The following is an 18,818-nucleotide window of genomic DNA, read 5'->3' on the forward strand; positions in this document are numbered from 1 at the left end:
CATCCATGTCGCAAACCGTCGGTGATTTCGTGGTCGAGCGCCTGCATGCCTGGGGGGTGCGCAAGATCTTCGGCTACCCCGGCGACGGCATCAACGGCGTGCTGGGCGGCTTGCAGCGCGCCCCGGGAAAGATCGAATTTATCCAGGCCCGTCACGAGGAGATGGCCGCCTTCATGGCGTCGGCCTATGCCAAATTCTCGGGAGAGCTTGGCGTCTGCCTCGCCACTTCGGGCCCTGGCGCCTCGCATCTGTTGACCGGCCTCTATGACGCCAAGGCGGACCACCAGCCGGTGCTGGCCATCGTGGGCCAGCAGGCCCGCACGGCGCTCGGCGCCCATTACCAGCAGGAGGTCGACCTGCAGGCCATGTTCAAGGATGTGGCCGATTACGTGCAGACCGCCATGGTGCCGGCGCAGGTGCGCCACATCATCGACCGCGGCATCCGCTCGGCCATCGGTGGCCGGTCGGTCACGGCGCTGGTGTTCCCGAACGATCTGCAGGACCTCCCCTACGAGGAGCCGCCGCGCCAGCATGGCGCCGTGTTCAGCGGCGTCGGCTTCGCCAAGCCGAAGGTGGTACCCTACGAGGCAGACCTCGCCGCCGCCGCAACCGTGCTGAACGAAGGCAAGAAGGTCGCGATCCTGGTCGGGGCAGGCGCGCTCCAGGCGACCGACGCGGTGATCGCGGTGGCGGAGGTGCTTGGCGCCGGCGTCGCCAAGGCGCTGCTCGGCAAGGCCGCCCTGCCCGACGACCTGCCCTGGGTGACGGGCACCATCGGCCTCCTGGGCACGCAAGCCTCCTCCAAGATGATGGAAGCGTGCGACACGCTGTTGATGATCGGCTCTGGTTTTCCGTATGCGGAGTTCCTGCCCAAGGAGGGGGCGGCCCGCGGCGTGCAGATCGACCTCAAGCCCGATATGCTGTCGATCCGCTACCCGATGGAGGTCAACCTCGTCGGGGACAGCGCCGAAACCCTGAAGGCGTTGCTGCCGCTGCTGCAGCAGAAAACCGATCGCGGTTGGCGGGAGTCGATCGAGGGCTGGGTCAAGGACTCGTGGGCCGTGCTCGAGGACCGGGCCATGGCAAAGGCCGATCCGGTCAACCCGCAGCGCGTCGCCTGGGAGCTGTCACCCCGCATTCCCGACCGGGCCATCATCACCTCGGATTCGGGCTCCTGCGCCAATTGGTACGGCCGTGACCTGAAGATGCGGCGCGGCATGATGGCCTCGCTGTCGGGTGGCCTCGCCTCCATGGGGGCGGCGGTCCCTTACGCGATCGCGGCCAAGTTCGCCCACCCGGACCGGCCGGTGATCGCGCTGGTCGGCGACGGGGCCATGCAGATGAACAACATGGCCGAGCTGATCACGGTGCAGAAATACTGGAAGCAATGGGCGAACCCGACGTGGATCGTCTGTGTGTTCAACAACGAGGATCTGAACCAGGTCACCTGGGAACAGCGGATCATGGAGGGCAATCCCAAGTTCGACGCGTCCCAGCAGATCCCGGATTTCCCCTACCACCGGTTCGGCGCGTTGCTGGGCTTCAAGAGCCTTTATGTGGACGATCCCGCCCGGATGGGCGCCGCCTGGGACGAGGCGCTGGCCAGCGACAGGCCGGTGGTGCTTGAGGTGAAGACCGACCCCGAGGTAGCGCCGCTGCCGCCCCACATCCAGTTCCAACAAGCGCGCGGCTTCCTGTCGAGCCTGGCCAAGGGCGATCCGCGCGAAGGGTCGATCCTGTTGAACACGGCCCGGCAGGTGTTGAGCGCCGTTCTTCCGGGCGCCAAGTAAGCCGCGCCGGACGTCCCGGGCAGGCCGCCGTCGGCGTTAAAAAAAAGGGGCGCCGAGGCGCCCCTTTTTCGTGTCGTGATCGCGAACCCTACTCGGCCGCCGGCAATGCCGGAAGCGGGGCCTTCGAGGCTTCGGTGCGCTGCTGCAGGATCAGCTCGTCACGCGAGGTGGCGATGCGACGGAGGCGCGCCATGGCGGCCCCGGTGCCGGCCGGGATGAGCCGACCCACGATGACGTTCTCCTTCAGGCCTTCGAGCGTATCGATCTTGCCGTTGACGGCCGCCTCGGTGAGGACGCGGGTGGTCTCCTGGAACGACGCCGCCGAGATGAACGAGCGCGTCTGCAAGCTGGCCTTGGTGATGCCGAGCAGAACCGGCGTCCCGGTGGCGATCTTGCCCCCGATGGCCAGCACCTGGTTGTTGGCATATTCGAGTTCGGTCTGGTCGACCTGCTCGTTTGCCAGGAAGGTCGTGTCGCCGGGATCGACGATATCGACCTTCTGCAGCATCTGCCGCACGATCACCTCGATGTGCTTGTCGTTGATGGCCACGCCCTGCAGTCGATAGACTTCCTGGATCTCGTTGACGAGATAGGCCGCGAGCTCTTCCACGCCCTTGACCGCCAGGATGTCGTGCGGCGCCGGGTTGCCGTCCACGATGTAGTCGCCCTTGTCCACGACGTCGCCGTCCTGGAGATGGATGTGCTTTCCCTTCGGGATCAGATACTCGACCGCATCACCGTCGCCATCGCTCGGCACGATGGAGAGGCGCTGCTTGTTCTTGTAGTCCTTGCCGAACTGCACCGTGCCGGAGATTTCCGCGATGATGGCATGGTCCTTCGGGCGCCGGGCTTCGAAGAGCTCGGCCACACGGGGCAGACCACCCGTGATGTCGCGGGTCTTGGCACCTTCCATCGAGATACGGGCGATGACGTCGCCCGCATTCACCTTGGCACCCGGATCGAAGGGCAGGATCGACTCGACCGGCAGCAGATAGCGCGCATCGCCGCCGCGCGGCAGCTTGATGATCTTGCCATCCGAGCCCTTGATGACGAGCGCCGGCTTCAAGCTCACCGAGCGCTGGTTCAATCGCCAATCCATGACGACGCGCTTGGCGATACCCGTCGCCTCGTCGATGGACTCGGACATCGAGGCGCCTTCGATCAGGTCCTCGTAGCCGATGTAGCCGTCCGTTTCGGTCATGATCGGGCGGGTATAGGGGTCCCACTCGGCCATGCGCTGGCCGCGCTTCACCTGATCGCCGTCGTCGACCTTGAGGCGGGTGCCGTATTGCACGCGGTGCACCGCGCGCTCGGTTCCGTCCGAACCGACGATGACGATCGCGACGTTGCGGGCCATGACCATCAGGTCGCCCTCGCCGTTGCGGGCCGCCGCGCGGTTGCGAATCTTCACCGTGCCGTCGAAGTTCGACTCGACGAAGCTCTGGTCCGCGATCTGCGCCGCACCGCCGATGTGGAAGGTGCGCATGGTAAGCTGCGTGCCCGGCTCGCCGATCGACTGCGCCGCGATGACACCCACTGCTTCGCCGATGTTGACCGGGGTGCCGCGCGCGAGGTCACGCCCGTAGCACTTGCCGCAAACGCCGTTCTTAGCCTCGCAGGTGAGGACCGAACGGATCTTCACCTCCTGGATGGCCGCCGCATTGATGCGCTCGATATGCCATTCCTGGATCATCTCGTCCTTGTTGACGATGATGCTCCCGTCCTGGTTCTTCAGGTCTTCGGCCGTGGTGCGGCCGAGGATGCGGATCGCCAGCGAAGCCACCACCTGACCGGCGTCGATGATGGCGCGCATGCGGATGCCGTTCTCCGACCCGCAATCCGGGATCGTGATGATGGCGTCCTGCGCGACGTCGACGAGACGACGGGTCAGATAGCCGGAGTTCGCGGTCTTCAACGCGGTATCGGCGAGACCCTTGCGGGCGCCGTGGGTCGAGTTGAAGTATTCGAGAACCGTCAGGCCTTCCTTGAAGTTCGAGATGATCGGCGTCTCGATGATCTCGCCTGACGGCTTCGCCATCAGGCCGCGCATGGCGGCGAGCTGCTTCATCTGGGCGGGCGACCCACGCGCGCCGGAATGCGCCATCATGTAGATGGAGTTCACCGGCAGATCCTTGCCGTGCTCGTCCTTCTTGGTGGTCGAGATGCGCAGCATCATCTCTTCCGCCAGCTTGTCGGAGCACTTGGCCCAGGCGTCGACCACCTTGTTGTACTTCTCGCCCTGGGTAATCAGGCCATCGTTATATTGCTGCTCGTATTCCTTGGCGAGCGAGCGGGTGGTCTCGATGATGGCCGGCTTGGTTTCCGGCACCACCATGTCGTCCTTGCCGAATGAGATGCCGGCCCGGAAGGCTTCGCGGAAGCCGAGCGCCATGATCCGGTCGCAGAAGATCACCGTCTCCTTCTGCCCGCAGTTGCGGTAGACGGTGTCGATCATGTTGGAGATTTCCTTCTTCGTCATCAGCTTGTTCGAGACGTCGAAGGGGATCTTGTTGTGGTTGGGCAGCAGCTGCCCGAGGATCATGCGGCCAGGTGTCGTCTCGAAGATCTTCGACACGCGGTTGCCTTCGGCATCATAGGTCCAGGCGCGGCCCTTGATCCTGGTGTGCAGGGTCACGGACTTGGTCGCGAGCGCATGCTCGATCTCGCCCTGGCTCGAGAACATCATGCCCTGGCCGACGTCGCCGTCGCGCATCAGCGTAACGTAATACAGCCCGAGAACGATATCCTGCGACGGCACGATGATCGGCAAGCCGTTGGCCGGGTGCAGGATGTTGTTGGTCGACATCATCAGCACGCGGGCTTCGAGCTGCGCCTCGAGCGACAGCGGCACGTGCACGGCCATCTGATCGCCGTCGAAGTCGGCGTTGAAGGCTGCGCAAACGAGCGGATGCAGCTGGATCGCCTTGCCCTCGATCAGCGTCGGCTCGAAGGCCTGGATGCCGAGGCGGTGCAAGGTCGGGGCGCGGTTCAGCATGATCGGGTGTTCGCGGATCACCTCGTCGAGGATGTCCCAAACCTCCGGCTTTTCCTTCTCCACGAGCTTCTTGGCCTGCTTCACCGTGGTGGAGAGGCCCTTGGCGTCAAGGCGCGAATAGATGAACGGCTTGAACAGCTCGAGCGCCATCTTCTTCGGCAGGCCGCACTGGTGCAGCTTGAGCTCCGGACCCACCACAATGACCGAGCGGCCCGAATAATCGACGCGCTTGCCGAGCAGGTTCTGCCGGAAGCGGCCCTGCTTGCCCTTCAGCATGTCGCTGAGCGACTTCAGCGGACGCTTGTTGGCGCCTGTGATGACGCGGCCGCGACGGCCGTTGTCGAACAGCGCATCGACCGCTTCCTGAAGCATGCGCTTCTCGTTGCGGATGATGATGTCGGGCGCGCGCAGCTCGATCAGTCGGCGCAGGCGGTTATTGCGGTTGATGACGCGACGGTAAAGGTCGTTCAAGTCGGAGGTGGCGAAGCGGCCGCCATCGAGCGGCACCAGCGGGCGCAGGTCCGGCGGGATGACCGGTACCTCGGTCAGGATCATCCACTCGGGCTTGTTGCCCGAATGCATGAAGGCCTCGATGATCTTCAGGCGCTTGGCGAGCTTCTTCGGCTTCAGTTCGGTGGTGGCCTCGGAGATCTCGACCTTCAGGTCGTCGGCGATCCGCTGCAGGTCCATGTTGCGCAGGATTTCGCGGATGGCTTCCGCGCCGATCATGGCGGTGAACGAATCCTGGCCGTATTCGTCCTGGGCCCGCAGGTACTCGTCCTCGGACAGCAGCTGACGATCCTTGAGCGGCGTCAGGCCCGGCTCGATGGTGATGTAGGATTCGAAATAGAGGATCCGCTCTAGATCCTTGAGCGTCATGTCGAGCAGCAGGCCGATGCGTGACGGCAGGCTCTTCAGGAACCAGATGTGCGCCACCGGAGCGGCCAGCGAGATGTGGCCCATGCGCTCGCGCCGGACACGGCTGAGCGTCACCTCGACGCCGCACTTCTCGCAGATGACGCCCTTGTACTTCATGCGCTTGTACTTGCCGCACAAGCACTCGTAGTCCTTGATGGGCCCGAAGATGCGGGCGCAGAATAGCCCGTCGCGCTCCGGCTTGAAGGTCCGGTAGTTGATGGTTTCCGGCTTCTTGATCTCCCCGAAGCTCCAGGAAAGGATCTTCTCCGGGCTCGCGATGGCGATCTGAATCTGGTCGAAGGCCGGAGCCTGAACGACCGGATTAAAGAGATTCATGACCTCTTGGTTCATGCTGTGCTCCTGAGCCGGGTGAGGCCTGACTGGGGCATCACCCGCTTACGGACGTGTACGCCTACGCATGGCCTGCTTCACGAAAGCGGCAGGCTCATGGCCCGACCGGTGCGACACACCGGCCGGATGAATGCAAAGGCCGTTCCTGCGAGGAGCGGAGCGACGAAGCCATCCAGGGGTGCGCCTCGGCCCTGGAATGCTTCGCTGCGCTCGCAACGACGGCGGAACGGGATTATTCGGCGGCTTCGGCCGTCGGTCCCTCGATCTTGACCGACTGCGTCAGCTCGACGTTGAGGCCGAGCGAGCGCATTTCCTTGACCAGCACGTTGAACGATTCCGGGATGCCCGACTCGAAGGTGTCGTCGCCGCGCACGATCGACTCGTAGACCTTGGTCCGGCCCGCGACGTCGTCCGACTTCACGGTCAGCATCTCCTGAAGCGTATAGGCCGCGCCATAGGCCTCGAGCGCCCACACCTCCATCTCGCCGAAGCGCTGACCGCCGAACTGTGCCTTGCCGCCCAGCGGCTGCTGGGTCACGAGCGAGTAGGGGCCGATCGAGCGTGCATGGATCTTGTCGTCGACAAGGTGATGCAGCTTCAGCATGTAGATGTAGCCGACCGTGACCTTGCGGTCGAAGGCTTCGCCGGTCCGGCCGTCGTGCAGCGTCACCTGCCCCGAAGCGTCGAGACCGGCCTGCTCCAGCATCTCGACGATGTCGGGCTCATGCGCCCCGTTGAACACCGGGGTCGCGATCGGCACGCCGCGCTTCAGGTTGTGGGCCAGCTCCAACACGCTCGAATCGTCGAGCTCGGTCACTTCCGGGTTGTCGCCATAGATCGTGTGCAGCGTGTCGCGCAGCGGCTTCGTTTCACTGGCACCCGCCCGCATATAGGCGTTGACGGCGTCGCTGACCTGCTTGCCGAGGCCCGCGCAGGCCCAGCCGAGATGCGTTTCCAGGATCTGGCCGACGTTCATGCGGCTCGGCACGCCGAGCGGGTTCAGCACGATGTCGACCGGCGTCCCGTCGGCGAGGAACGGCATGTCCTCCTGCGGCACGATCTTGGACACCACGCCCTTGTTGCCGTGGCGGCCCGCCATCTTGTCGCCGGGCTGGATCTTGCGCTTCGTCGCGACGAAGACCTTGACCATCTTCATCACGCCGGGCGGCATCTCGTCGCCACGCTGCAGCTTCTCGACCTTGTCGAGGAAGCGGCTCTCGAGCCCCTTCTTCGACTCGTCGTATTGCTTCCGCATTGCCTCGGTCTCGCCCATCACGGCGTCGTCCTCGACCGCGAACTGCCACCACTGGGAGCGCGGGAACTCGCCCACGATCTCGCGGCTCAGCACGGTTTCCTTCTTGAAGCCCTTCGGGCCGGCGATGCCGGTCTTGCCGGACAGCACCTGGGCCAGGCGCGCGTAAACGTTGCGGTCCAGGATCGCGAGCTCGTCGTCACGATCCTTGGCGAGCCGCTCGATCTCTTCGCGCTCGATCGCCTGGGCACGCTCGTCCTTGTCGACGCCGTGGCGGTTGAACACCCGCACTTCCACGATCGTGCCCTGCACGCCCGGGGGCACGCGGAGCGAGGTGTCGCGGACGTCGGAGGCCTTCTCGCCGAAGATGGCGCGCAGCAGCTTTTCTTCCGGCGTCATAGGGCTTTCGCCCTTGGGGGTGATCTTGCCGCACAGGATGTCGCCGGCCATCACCTCGGCACCGATATAAACGATGCCGGCCTCGTCGAGGTTCTTCAGCGCTTCTTCCGACACGTTCGGAATGTCGCGCGTGATTTCCTCAGGCCCGAGCTTCGTGTCGCGGGCCATGACTTCGAATTCCTCGATGTGGATCGAGGTGAACACGTCCTCCTTGACGATCTTCTCGTTCAGCAGGATCGAATCTTCGAAGTTGTAGCCATTCCACGGCATGAAGGCGACCAGCACGTTGCGGCCGAGCGCCAGATCGCCAAGGTCAGTCGAGGGACCGTCCGCGATGATCTCGCCCTTGTTGACCTTCTCGCCGACGCGGACGAGCGGCTTCTGGTTGATGCAGGTCGACTGGTTCGAGCGCTGGAACTTCATCAGCCGGTAGATGTCGACGCCGGGCTTGGCCGGGTCGATCTCGTCGGTCGCGCGGATGACGATACGGGTGGCATCGATCTGGTCGACGATGCCGGCCCGGCGCGCCGCGATGGCGGCGCCCGAATCACGCGCCACCACGGATTCCATGCCGGTGCCCACGAAGGGAGCGTCGGCCTTCACCAGCGGCACCGCCTGGCGCTGCATGTTCGAGCCCATCAGGGCGCGGTTCGCGTCGTCGTTCTCGAGGAACGGGATCAGCGCGGCCGCGACCGACACGAGCTGCTTCGGCGACACGTCCATATAGTCGACGCGCTCGCGCGGCACGAGCATCACGTCGCCGGCGTGACGGCAAAGCGTCAGATCCTCGGTGAGGGTCTGGTTCTCGTCCATTACGGCGTTGGCCTGCGCCACGTAGTGCTTGGATTCCTCCATGGCCGACAGGTAGACGACCTCGTTCGACACGACGTTGTCGCGCACGCGGCGATAAGGCGCCTCGATGAAGCCGTACTTGTTCACCCGCGCAAAGGTGGCGAGCGAGTTGATGAGGCCGATGTTCGGGCCTTCCGGCGTCTCGATCGGGCAGATGCGGCCGTAATGGGTCGGATGCACGTCGCGCACCTCGAAGCCGGCGCGCTCGCGGGTCAAACCGCCCGGGCCAAGCGCCGAAAGACGGCGCTTGTGGGTGATCTCGCTGAGCGGATTGGTTTGATCCATGAACTGCGACAACTGCGACGAGCCGAAGAACTCGCGCACGGCGGCCGCCGCAGGCTTGGCGTTGATCAGGTCCTGCGGCATCACGGTGTCGATGTCGACCGACGACATGCGTTCCTTGATGGCGCGCTCCATGCGCAGCAGACCGAGGCGGTACTGGTTCTCCATCAGCTCGCCGACCGAGCGCACGCGCCGATTGCCGAGATGATCGATGTCGTCGATCTCACCACGGCCGTCGCGCAGGTCGACGAGCGCACGGGTCACGGCAAGGATGTCCTCCTTGCGCAGCGTCCGCATCGTGTCGGGCGCATCGAGGTCCATGCGCATGTTCATCTTCACGCGACCGACCGCCGAAAGGTCGTAGCGCTCCGGGTCGAAGAACAGCGAATCGAACATGTTCTGCGCCGAGTCGATGGTCGGCGGCTCGCCGGGGCGCATCACGCGGTAGATGTCGAACAAGGCCTCTTCGCGCGATGAGTTCTTGTCCACGCTCAGCGTGTTGCGGATGTAGGGGCCGATGTTGATGTGATCGATGTCGAGCAGCGGCAGCTCTTCGAAACCGTAGCCGAGCAGGATCGGCAAGGTCTTGATCGTGATCTCGTCGCCGGCCTCGGCGAAGATCTCACCGGTGTTGGGGTCGTACAGGTCCTCGGCGATATATTGGCCGAACAGATCGTCGTCCTGCGCCTTGAGGGCTTTGACGCCCTTTTCGGCCAGCATGCGCACCGAACGCGCCGTCAGCTTCTTGCCGGCCTCGGCCACAACCTCGCCGGTGTCGGCGTCGATCAGGTCGTTGGTGACCTTGACGCCCTTCAGGCGGTCGGCGTCGAACGGCACGCGCCATTCGGTGCCGATGCGGGTGTAGGGAATGGTCTTGTAGAAGGTCGACAGGATTTCCTGGCCGTCCATGCCGAGGGCATACAGCAGCGACGTCGCCGGGATTTTTCGGCGCCGGTCGATGCGGGCATAGACGATGTCCTTGGCGTCGAACTCGATGTCGAGCCAGGAGCCGCGATAGGGGATGATGCGGGCGGCGAACAACAGCTTGCCCGACGAATGGCTCTTGCCCTTGTCGTGATCGAAGAACACGCCGGGGCTGCGATGCATCTGCGAAACGATGACGCGCTCGGTGCCGTTGACGATGAAGGTGCCGTTCATCGTCATGAACGGCATGTCGCCCATGTAGACGTCCTGCTCCTTGATGTCCTTGATGGACTTCGAGCCGGTGTCCGGGTCCACATCGAACACGATGAGGCGGAGCGTCACCTTCAAAGGCGCCGCGAAAGTCATGCCGCGCTGGCGGCACTCATCGACGTCGAACTTCGGCTGTTCGAACTCGAACTTCACGAATTCGAGGAGCGCCGTACCGGCGAAGTCGGAGATCGGGAAGACCGACCGGAACACCGATTCCAGCCCTTCGTCGGGCCGGCCGCCTTCGGGTTCGTCAACAAGCAGGAACTGGTCGTAGGAAGCCTTCTGCACCTCGATGAGGTTCGGCATTTCCGCGACCTCGCGGATATGGCCGAAGAACTTACGAACCCGTTTACGGCCAGTGAACGCTTGCGCCATGTTGTTCCTCGCACCATCCGCCTCTCGCGGCTCGAAAGCCGCCTGCCGTACCCGACGCCCGTTTCGGAACAGCTTGCCAACACCGGTGGAGACCTGAACACCCGGCATTGGTCGCGGCGCGAAGCCGCGATCGTTTCTTGGAAGGTGACACCCACCTCCAGGCGGAGCCGGTTGGAACCGGTTCGGCTTGAAGGTGTCGTCACGCCGCATCCGTGCAGGGCACAAACGCAGGAAAGGTCCCGGGGAGGATGCCCCCGAGACCTCGATTCACGCGAAGATGCGAAACGGCGCCGTAAGACGCATTCGCATCAGCGTCCTTACTTGAGTTCGACCTTGGCGCCGGCCTTCTCGAGCTGGGCCTTGAGCTTGGCGGCGTCATCCTTCGACACGCCTTCCTTGACGGCCTTCGGAGCGCCTTCCACGAGGTCCTTGGCTTCCTTGAGGCCCAGGCCCGTGATGGCGCGCACTTCCTTAATCACTTCGATCTTCTTGTCGCCAGCAGCCGTGAGCATCACGGTGAACTCGGTCTGCTCTTCGACCGGCGCCGCAGCGGCGGCAGCCGGACCGGCCGCAACCGAAACGGCCGCAGCGGCCGAGACGCCCCACTTTTCTTCGAGGAGCTTCGCGAGGTCGGCCGCCTCGAGGACGGTCAGCGACGACAGGTCGTCGACGATCTTTTCAAGATTTGCCATTGGGAATATCCGATATCAGGTTTGGGTTGGTTGAATGCAAGATGCCGCTTGGGCGCTGCGCAAAGGCAGCGCCGATTTAAGCCGCGTCCGCGTCTCGATCGGCATAGGCCTGGAACACGCGCGCCAGCTTGGCCGCCGGAGCGGTGCTGAGCTGAGCGAGCTTGGTGGCGGGAGCCTGGATGAGGCCCACAATCCTGCCACGCAGTTCGTCGAGGGACGGCAAGGTCGCAAGCGACTGCACGCCCTTGAGGTCCAGGGCCGTCTTGCCCATGGCGCCGCCGAGGATCACGAACTTGTCGGATTCCTTGGCAAAGGCCACGGCCACTTTCGGTGCCGCTACCGGATCGTCCGAATAGGCGATCAGGGTCGGGCCGCTCATCAGCGACCCGATCGAGGCGACATCCGTGCCTTCGAGAGCGATCTTGGCGAGGCGGTTCTTGGCGACCTTGACGGTCGCGCCAGCGGCACGCATCTGCTTGCGCAGATTCTGCATCTGGGCGACGGTCAGGCCGGAATAGCGAGCCACCACGACCACCGATGTCTTTGTGAAGACATCGTTCAGCGTCGCGACGAACTCCTTCTTTTCCGCTCTGTCCACAGCACACTCTCCGTAAGGGCGGAACCCGGGGCCCCGCCGCTGCACATGGTCCCGGGAACCTCACCGCAGCTGCGGCGTTCTCCCGGCACCTTCTTGTGCCTGCCCTCCAGCGGGCCCGGAGGCCGTACTGGACAGAGGGTCCAAACCAAACCACGGTTGCGGGCACGCCCACGACCGCGAAACATCCGGCTCTTCCCCGTCTATGCTGGCCCGGTCGGATTAAGGGGCGCGACACGAAGCCGAACCCCACCAGCAGTCTTGGACAGGACAAATCCAACACCCACCACGGGTTGCCCTCGTGGAGATGCCGGCCTTTCCATCACATCGAAGCGAAACCCCGATGTGGGAATTCGATGGTTAGAGGATTGGCTTGTAGCCGGTCACGCGCGTGCTGCCAAGGGGTCGTTTCGCAGTTTCTAGGTTTGTCAAGCCGCGGCGTGACGTCCCCGGGTCAGCGCCCCGAGCGCGGCGAACGGCCGTAAAGCAGCAGCATGCTCAGGATGACGACCCCATAGATGATCTGGCGACTGGCATCGGACATCTGCATGACCGACAGGATCGACTGCAGCAGCGTGATCAGGATCACGCCCGCGGTTGTGCCGAGATAGGAGCCGCGCCCGCCCATGATCGAAGTGCCGCCCAGCACGACGGCCGCGATGGCGGGCAACAGATAGGGGTCGCCCATGCCCTGGTAGGCCTTGGTCGAATAGCCCGCCAGCAGGGTGCCCGACAGGGCCGAGAGCCCGCCCGACAGCATAAAAGCGATCAACACCACGCGCTGCGAGCGGATGCCGGACAGGTAGGCCGATCGTTCCTGGTTGCCGATGCCGTAGACGGCGCGGCCGAAGGTGGTCCGGTTGAGCAGGAATACGGTCGCGGCCCCGATCACGACCCACACCCAGACCGCATTGGGCACGCCGCCGATGGCGTGGCCGGTCGCCAGCACCTGCATGGCGGGCGTCGCCATGTCCTGCGGCGCCGCCCCGCCGGTGCGCAGGATCATCAGCCCCTGGGCGACGGCATCGACCCCGAGCGTGAAGATCATCGACGGCACCCGCAGGTAGGCCACCCCGATCCCATTGACGAGCCCGAGGGCGAGGCCGCACAGCACGCCGAACGGGATCGCCAAGGCCGAGCCCGCCGGGCCGTAGGCGGCGGCGGCCGTCGACATCATGCCGCCGACCGCCACCGCCCAGGGCACCGACAAGTCGATCTGTCCGAGCAGCACCACGATCATCATGCCGGTGGCGATGATGGCCAGGAAGCTGCCGACCTGGAGCTGTTGCAGCAGGTAGTTGGGCGACAGGAACGACCGAGAATACAGGCTGCCGACGAGCAGAAGCGCCACGATGCAGCCGCAGGCCGTCAGCACCGCGGGGTCGAGGCGTCGTAGCCAGCGCGGTACGGCGCGGGCGGGCGGAGGCACAACCGTCATCGGTCGAACAAGTCCAGGCGGTTGCGCAACCGCAGCAGGCGCACCGCGCCGAGCGACACGGCGCCGAGCAGCACGAAGCCGAGGAACAGCGGCTGCCACAGGGGATCGAGGTTGAACACGAACAGGAGGTCGTTGATGGTGCGGAAGATGAAGGCGCCGAAGATCGCTCCGATCGCACTGCCCGAGCCGCCGAACAAGGACACGCCGCCGATCACCACCGCGGCGATGGAATTGAGCGTGTAGGTGGCCGCATTGGATGACGAGGCTTCGCCCGAATAGGTGATGAAGGCCAGCATGAGGCCCCCCAGGGCGGAAAACAGGCCCGCGAGCCCGTAGGCCAAAAGCTTGGCGGATCCGATCGGCAGGCCCGACATATAGGCCGAGGGTTCGGAGGAGCCGACCGCGTAAACGGCCCGGCCCCAGAACGACCGGCGGAACGGCACCCAAACGAGCAGCATGATCGCTGCCAGCACGACGGTGCTGGTCGGGATGCCGCCGGTGAGCTGCCCCGTGACGGCATCGGCGAGATCGGCATTGACGTCGCCCCCCGGGTTGGGTCGGAGGAGGAGGGCGAAGCCGAAATAGATGGCGCCGGTCGCGATCGTGGCGACGATAGGCTGCAGGCGTCCGTAAACCACCAGCAAGCCGTTCGCGAGCCCGCAAGCGAGGCCGGCCGCCAGCACCCCCGCAATGCCGAGCCCAGTCATCAGCGGCGAGCCGAGCACGATCGTCGAGGCCAAACAGTCGGCCAGGATGAAGGTGGCGCCCACCGACAGGTCGATGCCGCCCGTCAGCACCACAAAGGTCTGGGCCACGGCCACCAGGGCCAGCAGCACGCCCTTGTTGGCTGCGGTCTGCAGCACGTTGGGCGAGAAGCCGCTTTCGTGATTGAGCCCATAAAGTGCGAAGATGACAACAAACACGATCAGGGCCGAGAGCGTCGTGCGTTGCGCGGCGAAGCGGAAGCGCCAATCCGCGCCGCGGCGCGACACGGTCATACCGAGGCTCCCACGGCGGCACCGTGCGAATCCATGGCGAGCGCGCTGGCCACAAGGGCATGTTCGGTGATGTCGGCGCCGACGAGCTCGCGCCCGATGCGCCCCTCAACCATCACCAGAACGCGGTCGCAGCAGCCCATCAGTTCGGCATAATCCGTCGAATACAGGATGATGGCCGCGCCCTCGGCGGCCAGCCGGCGCAGCAGGCGGTAGATTTCCTGCTTGGTGCCGACATCGATCCCTCGGGTGGGATCGTTCAGCAGGATGATCTTCGGGTCGTTCATCAGCCATTTGGCGATCACCACCTTCTGCTGATTGCCGCCCGACAGGGTGCCGACCGGCGTGGTGTCCGGGTCGGCGGTCTTGATCGCCAGCATCGCCACCATCTCGGCCACGCGGCGGCGTTCGATCGCGCGGTCGACGATGCCGGCGCGCGACACCCGGTTGAGCGCCGCGAAGGACAGGTTCTGGCTGACACTCATCGGCAGCATCAGCCCTTCGGTCTTGCGGTCTTCGGGGATCAGCGCCACGGCGTTGCGCGGCGCCTTGGCGTCGCTCGGATTGTGGAGGTTGACGGCATGCCCGTCGATCCGGATGGCGCCCGAAACGCCGCGCAGCACGCCGAACAGCGCCAGCAGCAGCTCGCGCTGCCCTTGCCCGTCGAGGCCGCCGAGGCCAAGGATCTCGCCGGGACGCAGCGTGACATCGATGCCATCCAGCACCCCGTTCCAGCCGAGGTCGCGCACCTCGAGCACGGGCTGCACCGCGGCCGGCACCGGCGCCGGCTTCGGCGGGTAGACGTGTGTATAGTCGCGGCCGATCATCATCCGCACCACCGCGTCGTCGGATTTGGTGCCGGCCGCGAAGGTTTCGACGTGGCGGCCGTTGCGGAACACGCTGCAGGTGTCGGCGAGTTCGGCGATCTCGTGCATGCGGTGGGAAATGTAGACGAGCCCGAGGCCCTCCTGCCGCAGATCCTTGAGCACCCGGAACACGGTTTCGACATCGGCGGCCGTCAGGGCCGAGGTGGCCTCGTCGAGGATGAGCAGGCGGGGGTTGCGGGCCAGCGCCTTGGCGATCTCGACGAGCTGGCGACGCGACAGCGGCAGGTCCTTGACGAGCGCCATGGGATGGATGTCGGCCGCCCCGGCCCGGGCCAGCGCGGCCTCGGCGCGACGGCGCTGGGCGCCGCGGTCGATCATGCCGAAGCGCCGCGGCGGGTTCGAGATCAGGATGTTGTCGGCGACGCTCAGGTCCGGCACGAGCGACAATTCCTGGAAGATGCACACCACCCCGGCCGCATTGGCGGCCATCGGCGAAGCGAAGCGCACCGGCTGGCCGTCCACCGCCATGGTGCCGGCCTCGGGCTGCACCACCCCGGCCATACACTTGATCAGGCTCGACTTGCCGGCGCCGTTCTCGCCCAGGATGGCGTGGATGCGGCCGGCCTCGACGTCGAGATCGACGCCGGTCAGCGCCTGCACGCCGCCATAGCGTTTGTCGATGCCCCGCAGGCGCAGCAGGGGCGCGGCCTCACCGGGGAGCGACATGGCGGCCGTGCCCTCGCGTGCGTGCGCCTTACTGGCTGCCTTCCGACTGCCCCATGATCTCCTGCGCGGTGAAATTGATGCCGCAGGTCGGGAAGGCGTTGCCGACGAAGAAGTTGTCGGTCTGGTTCGGGAAGGTGTTGTCGCCCGCCTTGAAGTCGGGCGCCTCGACATGGGCGAGCGGCAGCCGGATCGATTGCGGCACCACGTCGCCGTGCAGCGCCGCCAGCGCCGTCTTGATCGCCACCGCGACCTGCGCCGGCCCGGTGCCGCCGGACGCGCATTTCAGGCCCTTGTCGCCGTTCGTCAGGCAAAGCTTGCGAAAACCATTCTCGGTTTCGGCCGCGGCCGGCACCAGCGGCAGGCCGGCGTCGATGAAGGCCCGCACCATGCCGGTGGAACCGCCCTGGGACGTCATGCCGTCGAATTTGTTGTTCACCGCGATGGCGTCGGCCGCCACCTTCTGCGAGGTGCCGTCGTCCCACTTGCCCACCACCTCGACCGATTCGAAGGGCTTGCCCGAGGCCTTCAGCGTATCCTGAATGCCTTTGTGGCGATCGTTGTCGACCGAGGTGCCGGCAACGCCGCGCACTTCCAGGATGCGGCCGCCGTTCGGCAGGCTCTTGACCAGCCAGTCGCCCCAATATTTGCCGAGTCCTTCCTGGTCGACGTTGACGTTGATGGCTTCGTCGGTGTCGATCGTGTTGTCGAACGCCACCAGCACCACGCCGGCCTGCTTGGCGCGACGCACAACCGCCTTGAAGGCGGTCGGGTTCTGGGCGTCGACCACGACGGCGTCGTAGCCTGAGTCGATGAAGTTGTTGATGGCCGAGATCTGCGCCGCGATGTCCTCGCCGGTGGAGACGACCTTGAACTCCTTCAGCTCGGCCTTGACCTCGGGCTGCTCCGCATAGGCCTTGGCGGTCTTCACCATCTGAATGCGCCAGGTGTTGCCGATGAAGCCGTTGGCGAGCGCGACCCGGTAGGGCCCCGGCTTCTTGGCGTATTTGAAGAATTTCGTTTGGGCCGTCCACGGCACGAAGCACTGCGCATCGGCGCTCGGGCCCGACACGACCTCCGGGCCGGCAGCCTGCGCGACGCCCACCATGCAGGCGCCGGCGAGCAACGAGAGTACGAGCGATTTCATGGGGTCCCCTCCGGACTGCGTGGCGGCTTCGCCGCTCTCGCCTTGATGTTGGGGGCACACTAGCATGTTTGTGGGAGCGCGAGTAAAGCTCGGTGCATCCGCAGATCGCGATAACCCCGTCGCTTTACCTGGCTCGGTTCGGGACGCGATGATGACGGCGACGGATCTGCACGGGGCTTGGCTCGCCGCGATGCGCCGGGGCGATTTCGAGGCCGCCTGGGCCGTCAATGCCGCGGTGCTGGCCGCGCATGACCCTGCGACCCGCGACGATCCTCGCCTGCCCTACCACCTGCGCTGGGTGTGGGACGGTCGCTCGTTCGCCGGACGTCACGTGCTGGTGCGCTGTTATCACGGCCTTGGCGACACGCTGCAATTCGCCCGCTTTCTGCCGGCCCTGGCGGCGCGGGCGGCCTCCGTCAGCCTGGAATGCCAGCCCGCCCTCGTGCCGTTGCTCTCCCGCATGCCGGGGCTGGCCCGGGTGATCGCCTTCGATGTCGCGGCCCCCGTGCCGCCGTCGGAATGCGACATCGAGGTGATGGAACTCGGCTTCGCGTTGCGGCTGCGACCCGAGGCCTGTCCGCCGCCCACCCTCGCCGGCCCCCCTGCTGCGGCCTTGCCGCCCGGCACGCTCGGGCTCTGCTGGCAGGTGGGCGATTGGGACAAGGCCCGCGAAGTGCCGCCCGCTCTTCTGTCACGTCTTGCCGAAGCGCGTCCCTGCGTGTCGCTGGTGCCAGGCCGGGCGCCCCTGCCCTGCCTCAACCCTGACGGCTGCCCGCCGGGCATCGCGGAAACGGCGGCCCTGGTGGCCGGCGTGGCCCGGGTCGTCACGGTCGATACGATGGTGGCCCATCTGGCGGGGGCGCTCGCCCGGCCGGTGACCCTGCTGCTGAAGCACGACGCGGACTGGCGCTGGATGGCCGATGGCGCTGCGTCGCCCTGGTATCCGACGATGCGGATCCACCGGCAGCCGGAGCCCGGACGTTGGGCTCCCGTGCTGGCGGCGGTCGAGGCCGACCTCCTCAGTGAGACCGGCTGAGGTCGAGTTTCGCTTCGACCGAGAAGCCGCCCGACACCGGATCGAAGCTGCGCTTCTGCCCTTCGATCGTCCAGCCCGCCCCCTGGCGGTCCAGGCGGAACAGGTGGTAGGCGGCACGGTGCCCCGGCGTGCCGGGCACGGCCGAGCAGGATTCGACGCCCACCACCGGCACGGGGCCGCGCGGCCCTTCGAGCAGCGCCACGCTCGAGCGGTGGTTGTGGCCGTGGATCACCAGTTCGGCCCCATGGTGCGCGATGATGTCCTCGAACTTGCGCGCGTCGCGCAGGCCGCGCCCGGTCGAAGCCCCGTCCTCGTTGGGCGGGTGGTGCACCATCACGACGGCCGCGAGGCCCTGCCGGGCCGCATCGTCGAGCAGCGCCGCAAAGGCGTCGCGCTGTTCGTGGCCGAGCGCGCCCGAGGCCAGGAACGGCGCCGTGGGGATCGCCGACGACAGGCCGATCAGCGCCACGTCGCCACGCCGTCGCCAATACGGGAAGGCCACCTCGCGGGCCGGCCCGGGCGCCTGGTCGGAGGTCCAGGGCGCGAAGGTGGCCGAGATGTGCTTGGCCGAGGAGCGCGTATAGGCGTCGTGGTTGCCGGGCACGAAGCTGACGTCATGGGTGGGCCCGAGCCCGGCCAGCCAGTCTCGCGCAAAGGGAAATTCCGCCGTCAGGCCGATGTTCAGGATGTCGCCCGTCATGGCCGTGTGGTCGGGGTTCTGGGCCCGCATGTCGTCGACGAGGCGCGCCAGCACGGCCATGTCGTGCAGCTTGGACCGCCGGTTCCAGTTGATGTAGCCGGTCAGCCGCTTGCCCAGCAGGTCGCGGTAGCGGGGCGTCGGCAGGGGCCCGATGTGGGCGTCCGACAGGTGGGCGAGCAGAAAGGTCACGGAGCAGTCCTGTGACGTGCCCTCACGCGGCGGTCAAGCCGCCCGAGGAGCGGCTGAGCCTCGCATCA

Annotated in this window: 11 protein-coding genes; 2 read left to right on the forward strand and 9 right to left on the reverse strand. The window is 65.9% G+C overall.

The features are described from left to right. The first annotated feature begins 5 nt into the window (after positions 1-5). Positions 6-1,790 carry a thiamine pyrophosphate-requiring protein gene (locus tag P7D22_RS05170; RefSeq protein WP_319933142.1) on the forward strand — a complete coding sequence of 595 codons (1,785 nt, stop codon included), beginning with the start codon at positions 6-8 and terminating at the stop codon, positions 1,788-1,790. An 88-nt stretch (positions 1,791-1,878) separates the two neighbouring features. On the opposite strand, the gene rpoC is transcribed toward P7D22_RS05170, so the two are convergent. The 8 genes from rpoC to P7D22_RS05210 all read right to left on the reverse strand — a co-directional run bounded on the left by rpoC (position 1,879) and on the right by P7D22_RS05210 (position 16,825). Then, the gene (gene rpoC, locus P7D22_RS05175) at positions 1,879-6,054 is read right to left on the reverse strand and encodes a DNA-directed RNA polymerase subunit beta' (protein ID WP_319933143.1); all 4,176 of its coding nucleotides are present in this window, start codon (positions 6,052-6,054) and stop codon (positions 1,879-1,881) included. 232 nt (positions 6,055-6,286) lie between these two features. After that, positions 6,287-10,408, reverse strand: coding sequence for a DNA-directed RNA polymerase subunit beta (rpoB, locus tag P7D22_RS05180; protein ID WP_319933144.1), 4,122 nt, complete (start codon positions 10,406-10,408; stop codon positions 6,287-6,289). A gap of 317 nt (positions 10,409-10,725) precedes the next feature. Then, positions 10,726-11,100 carry a 50S ribosomal protein L7/L12 gene (rplL, locus tag P7D22_RS05185; RefSeq protein ID WP_319933145.1) on the reverse strand — a complete coding sequence of 125 codons (375 nt, stop codon included), beginning with the start codon at positions 11,098-11,100 and terminating at the stop codon, positions 10,726-10,728. Between the two features lie 76 nt (positions 11,101-11,176). Beyond that, on the reverse strand, positions 11,177-11,698 hold the full coding sequence (gene rplJ, locus P7D22_RS05190; protein ID WP_319933146.1) for a 50S ribosomal protein L10: 522 nt from the start codon (positions 11,696-11,698) through the stop codon (positions 11,177-11,179). A 451-nt stretch (positions 11,699-12,149) separates the two neighbouring features. Continuing rightward, entirely contained in the window at positions 12,150-13,133 is a 984-nt protein-coding gene (locus tag P7D22_RS05195) for an ABC transporter permease (protein WP_319933147.1), read from the reverse strand. Beyond that, the gene (locus P7D22_RS05200; RefSeq protein ID WP_319933148.1) at positions 13,130-14,131 is read right to left on the reverse strand and encodes an ABC transporter permease; all 1,002 of its coding nucleotides are present in this window, start codon (positions 14,129-14,131) and stop codon (positions 13,130-13,132) included. The genes P7D22_RS05195 and P7D22_RS05200 overlap by 4 nt, the downstream gene beginning before the upstream one ends. Continuing rightward, positions 14,128-15,681, reverse strand: a complete 1,554-nt coding sequence (locus tag P7D22_RS05205) for a sugar ABC transporter ATP-binding protein (RefSeq protein WP_319933149.1) — start codon at positions 15,679-15,681, stop codon at positions 14,128-14,130. The genes P7D22_RS05200 and P7D22_RS05205 overlap by 4 nt, the downstream gene beginning before the upstream one ends. 28 nt (positions 15,682-15,709) lie before the next feature. Continuing rightward, positions 15,710-16,825, reverse strand: a complete 1,116-nt coding sequence (locus P7D22_RS05210) for a sugar ABC transporter substrate-binding protein (RefSeq protein ID WP_319933150.1) — start codon at positions 16,823-16,825, stop codon at positions 15,710-15,712. Positions 16,826-16,976: 151 nt separating this feature from the next. Here P7D22_RS05210 and P7D22_RS05215 point away from each other — a divergent pair, with 151 nt between their 5' ends. Beyond that, positions 16,977-17,861 carry a hypothetical protein gene (locus P7D22_RS05215; protein ID WP_319933151.1) on the forward strand — a complete coding sequence of 295 codons (885 nt, stop codon included), beginning with the start codon at positions 16,977-16,979 and terminating at the stop codon, positions 17,859-17,861. On the opposite strand, the gene P7D22_RS05220 is transcribed toward P7D22_RS05215, so the two are convergent. Then, the gene (locus P7D22_RS05220; protein WP_319933152.1) at positions 17,845-18,750 is read right to left on the reverse strand and encodes a metallophosphoesterase family protein; all 906 of its coding nucleotides are present in this window, start codon (positions 18,748-18,750) and stop codon (positions 17,845-17,847) included. The genes P7D22_RS05215 and P7D22_RS05220 overlap by 17 nt on opposite strands. Between the last annotated feature and the right edge of the window lie 68 nt (positions 18,751-18,818).

This window comes from Lichenihabitans sp. Uapishka_5 (assembly GCF_033947565.1).
Classification (GTDB): Bacteria; Pseudomonadota; Alphaproteobacteria; order Rhizobiales; family Beijerinckiaceae; genus Lichenihabitans.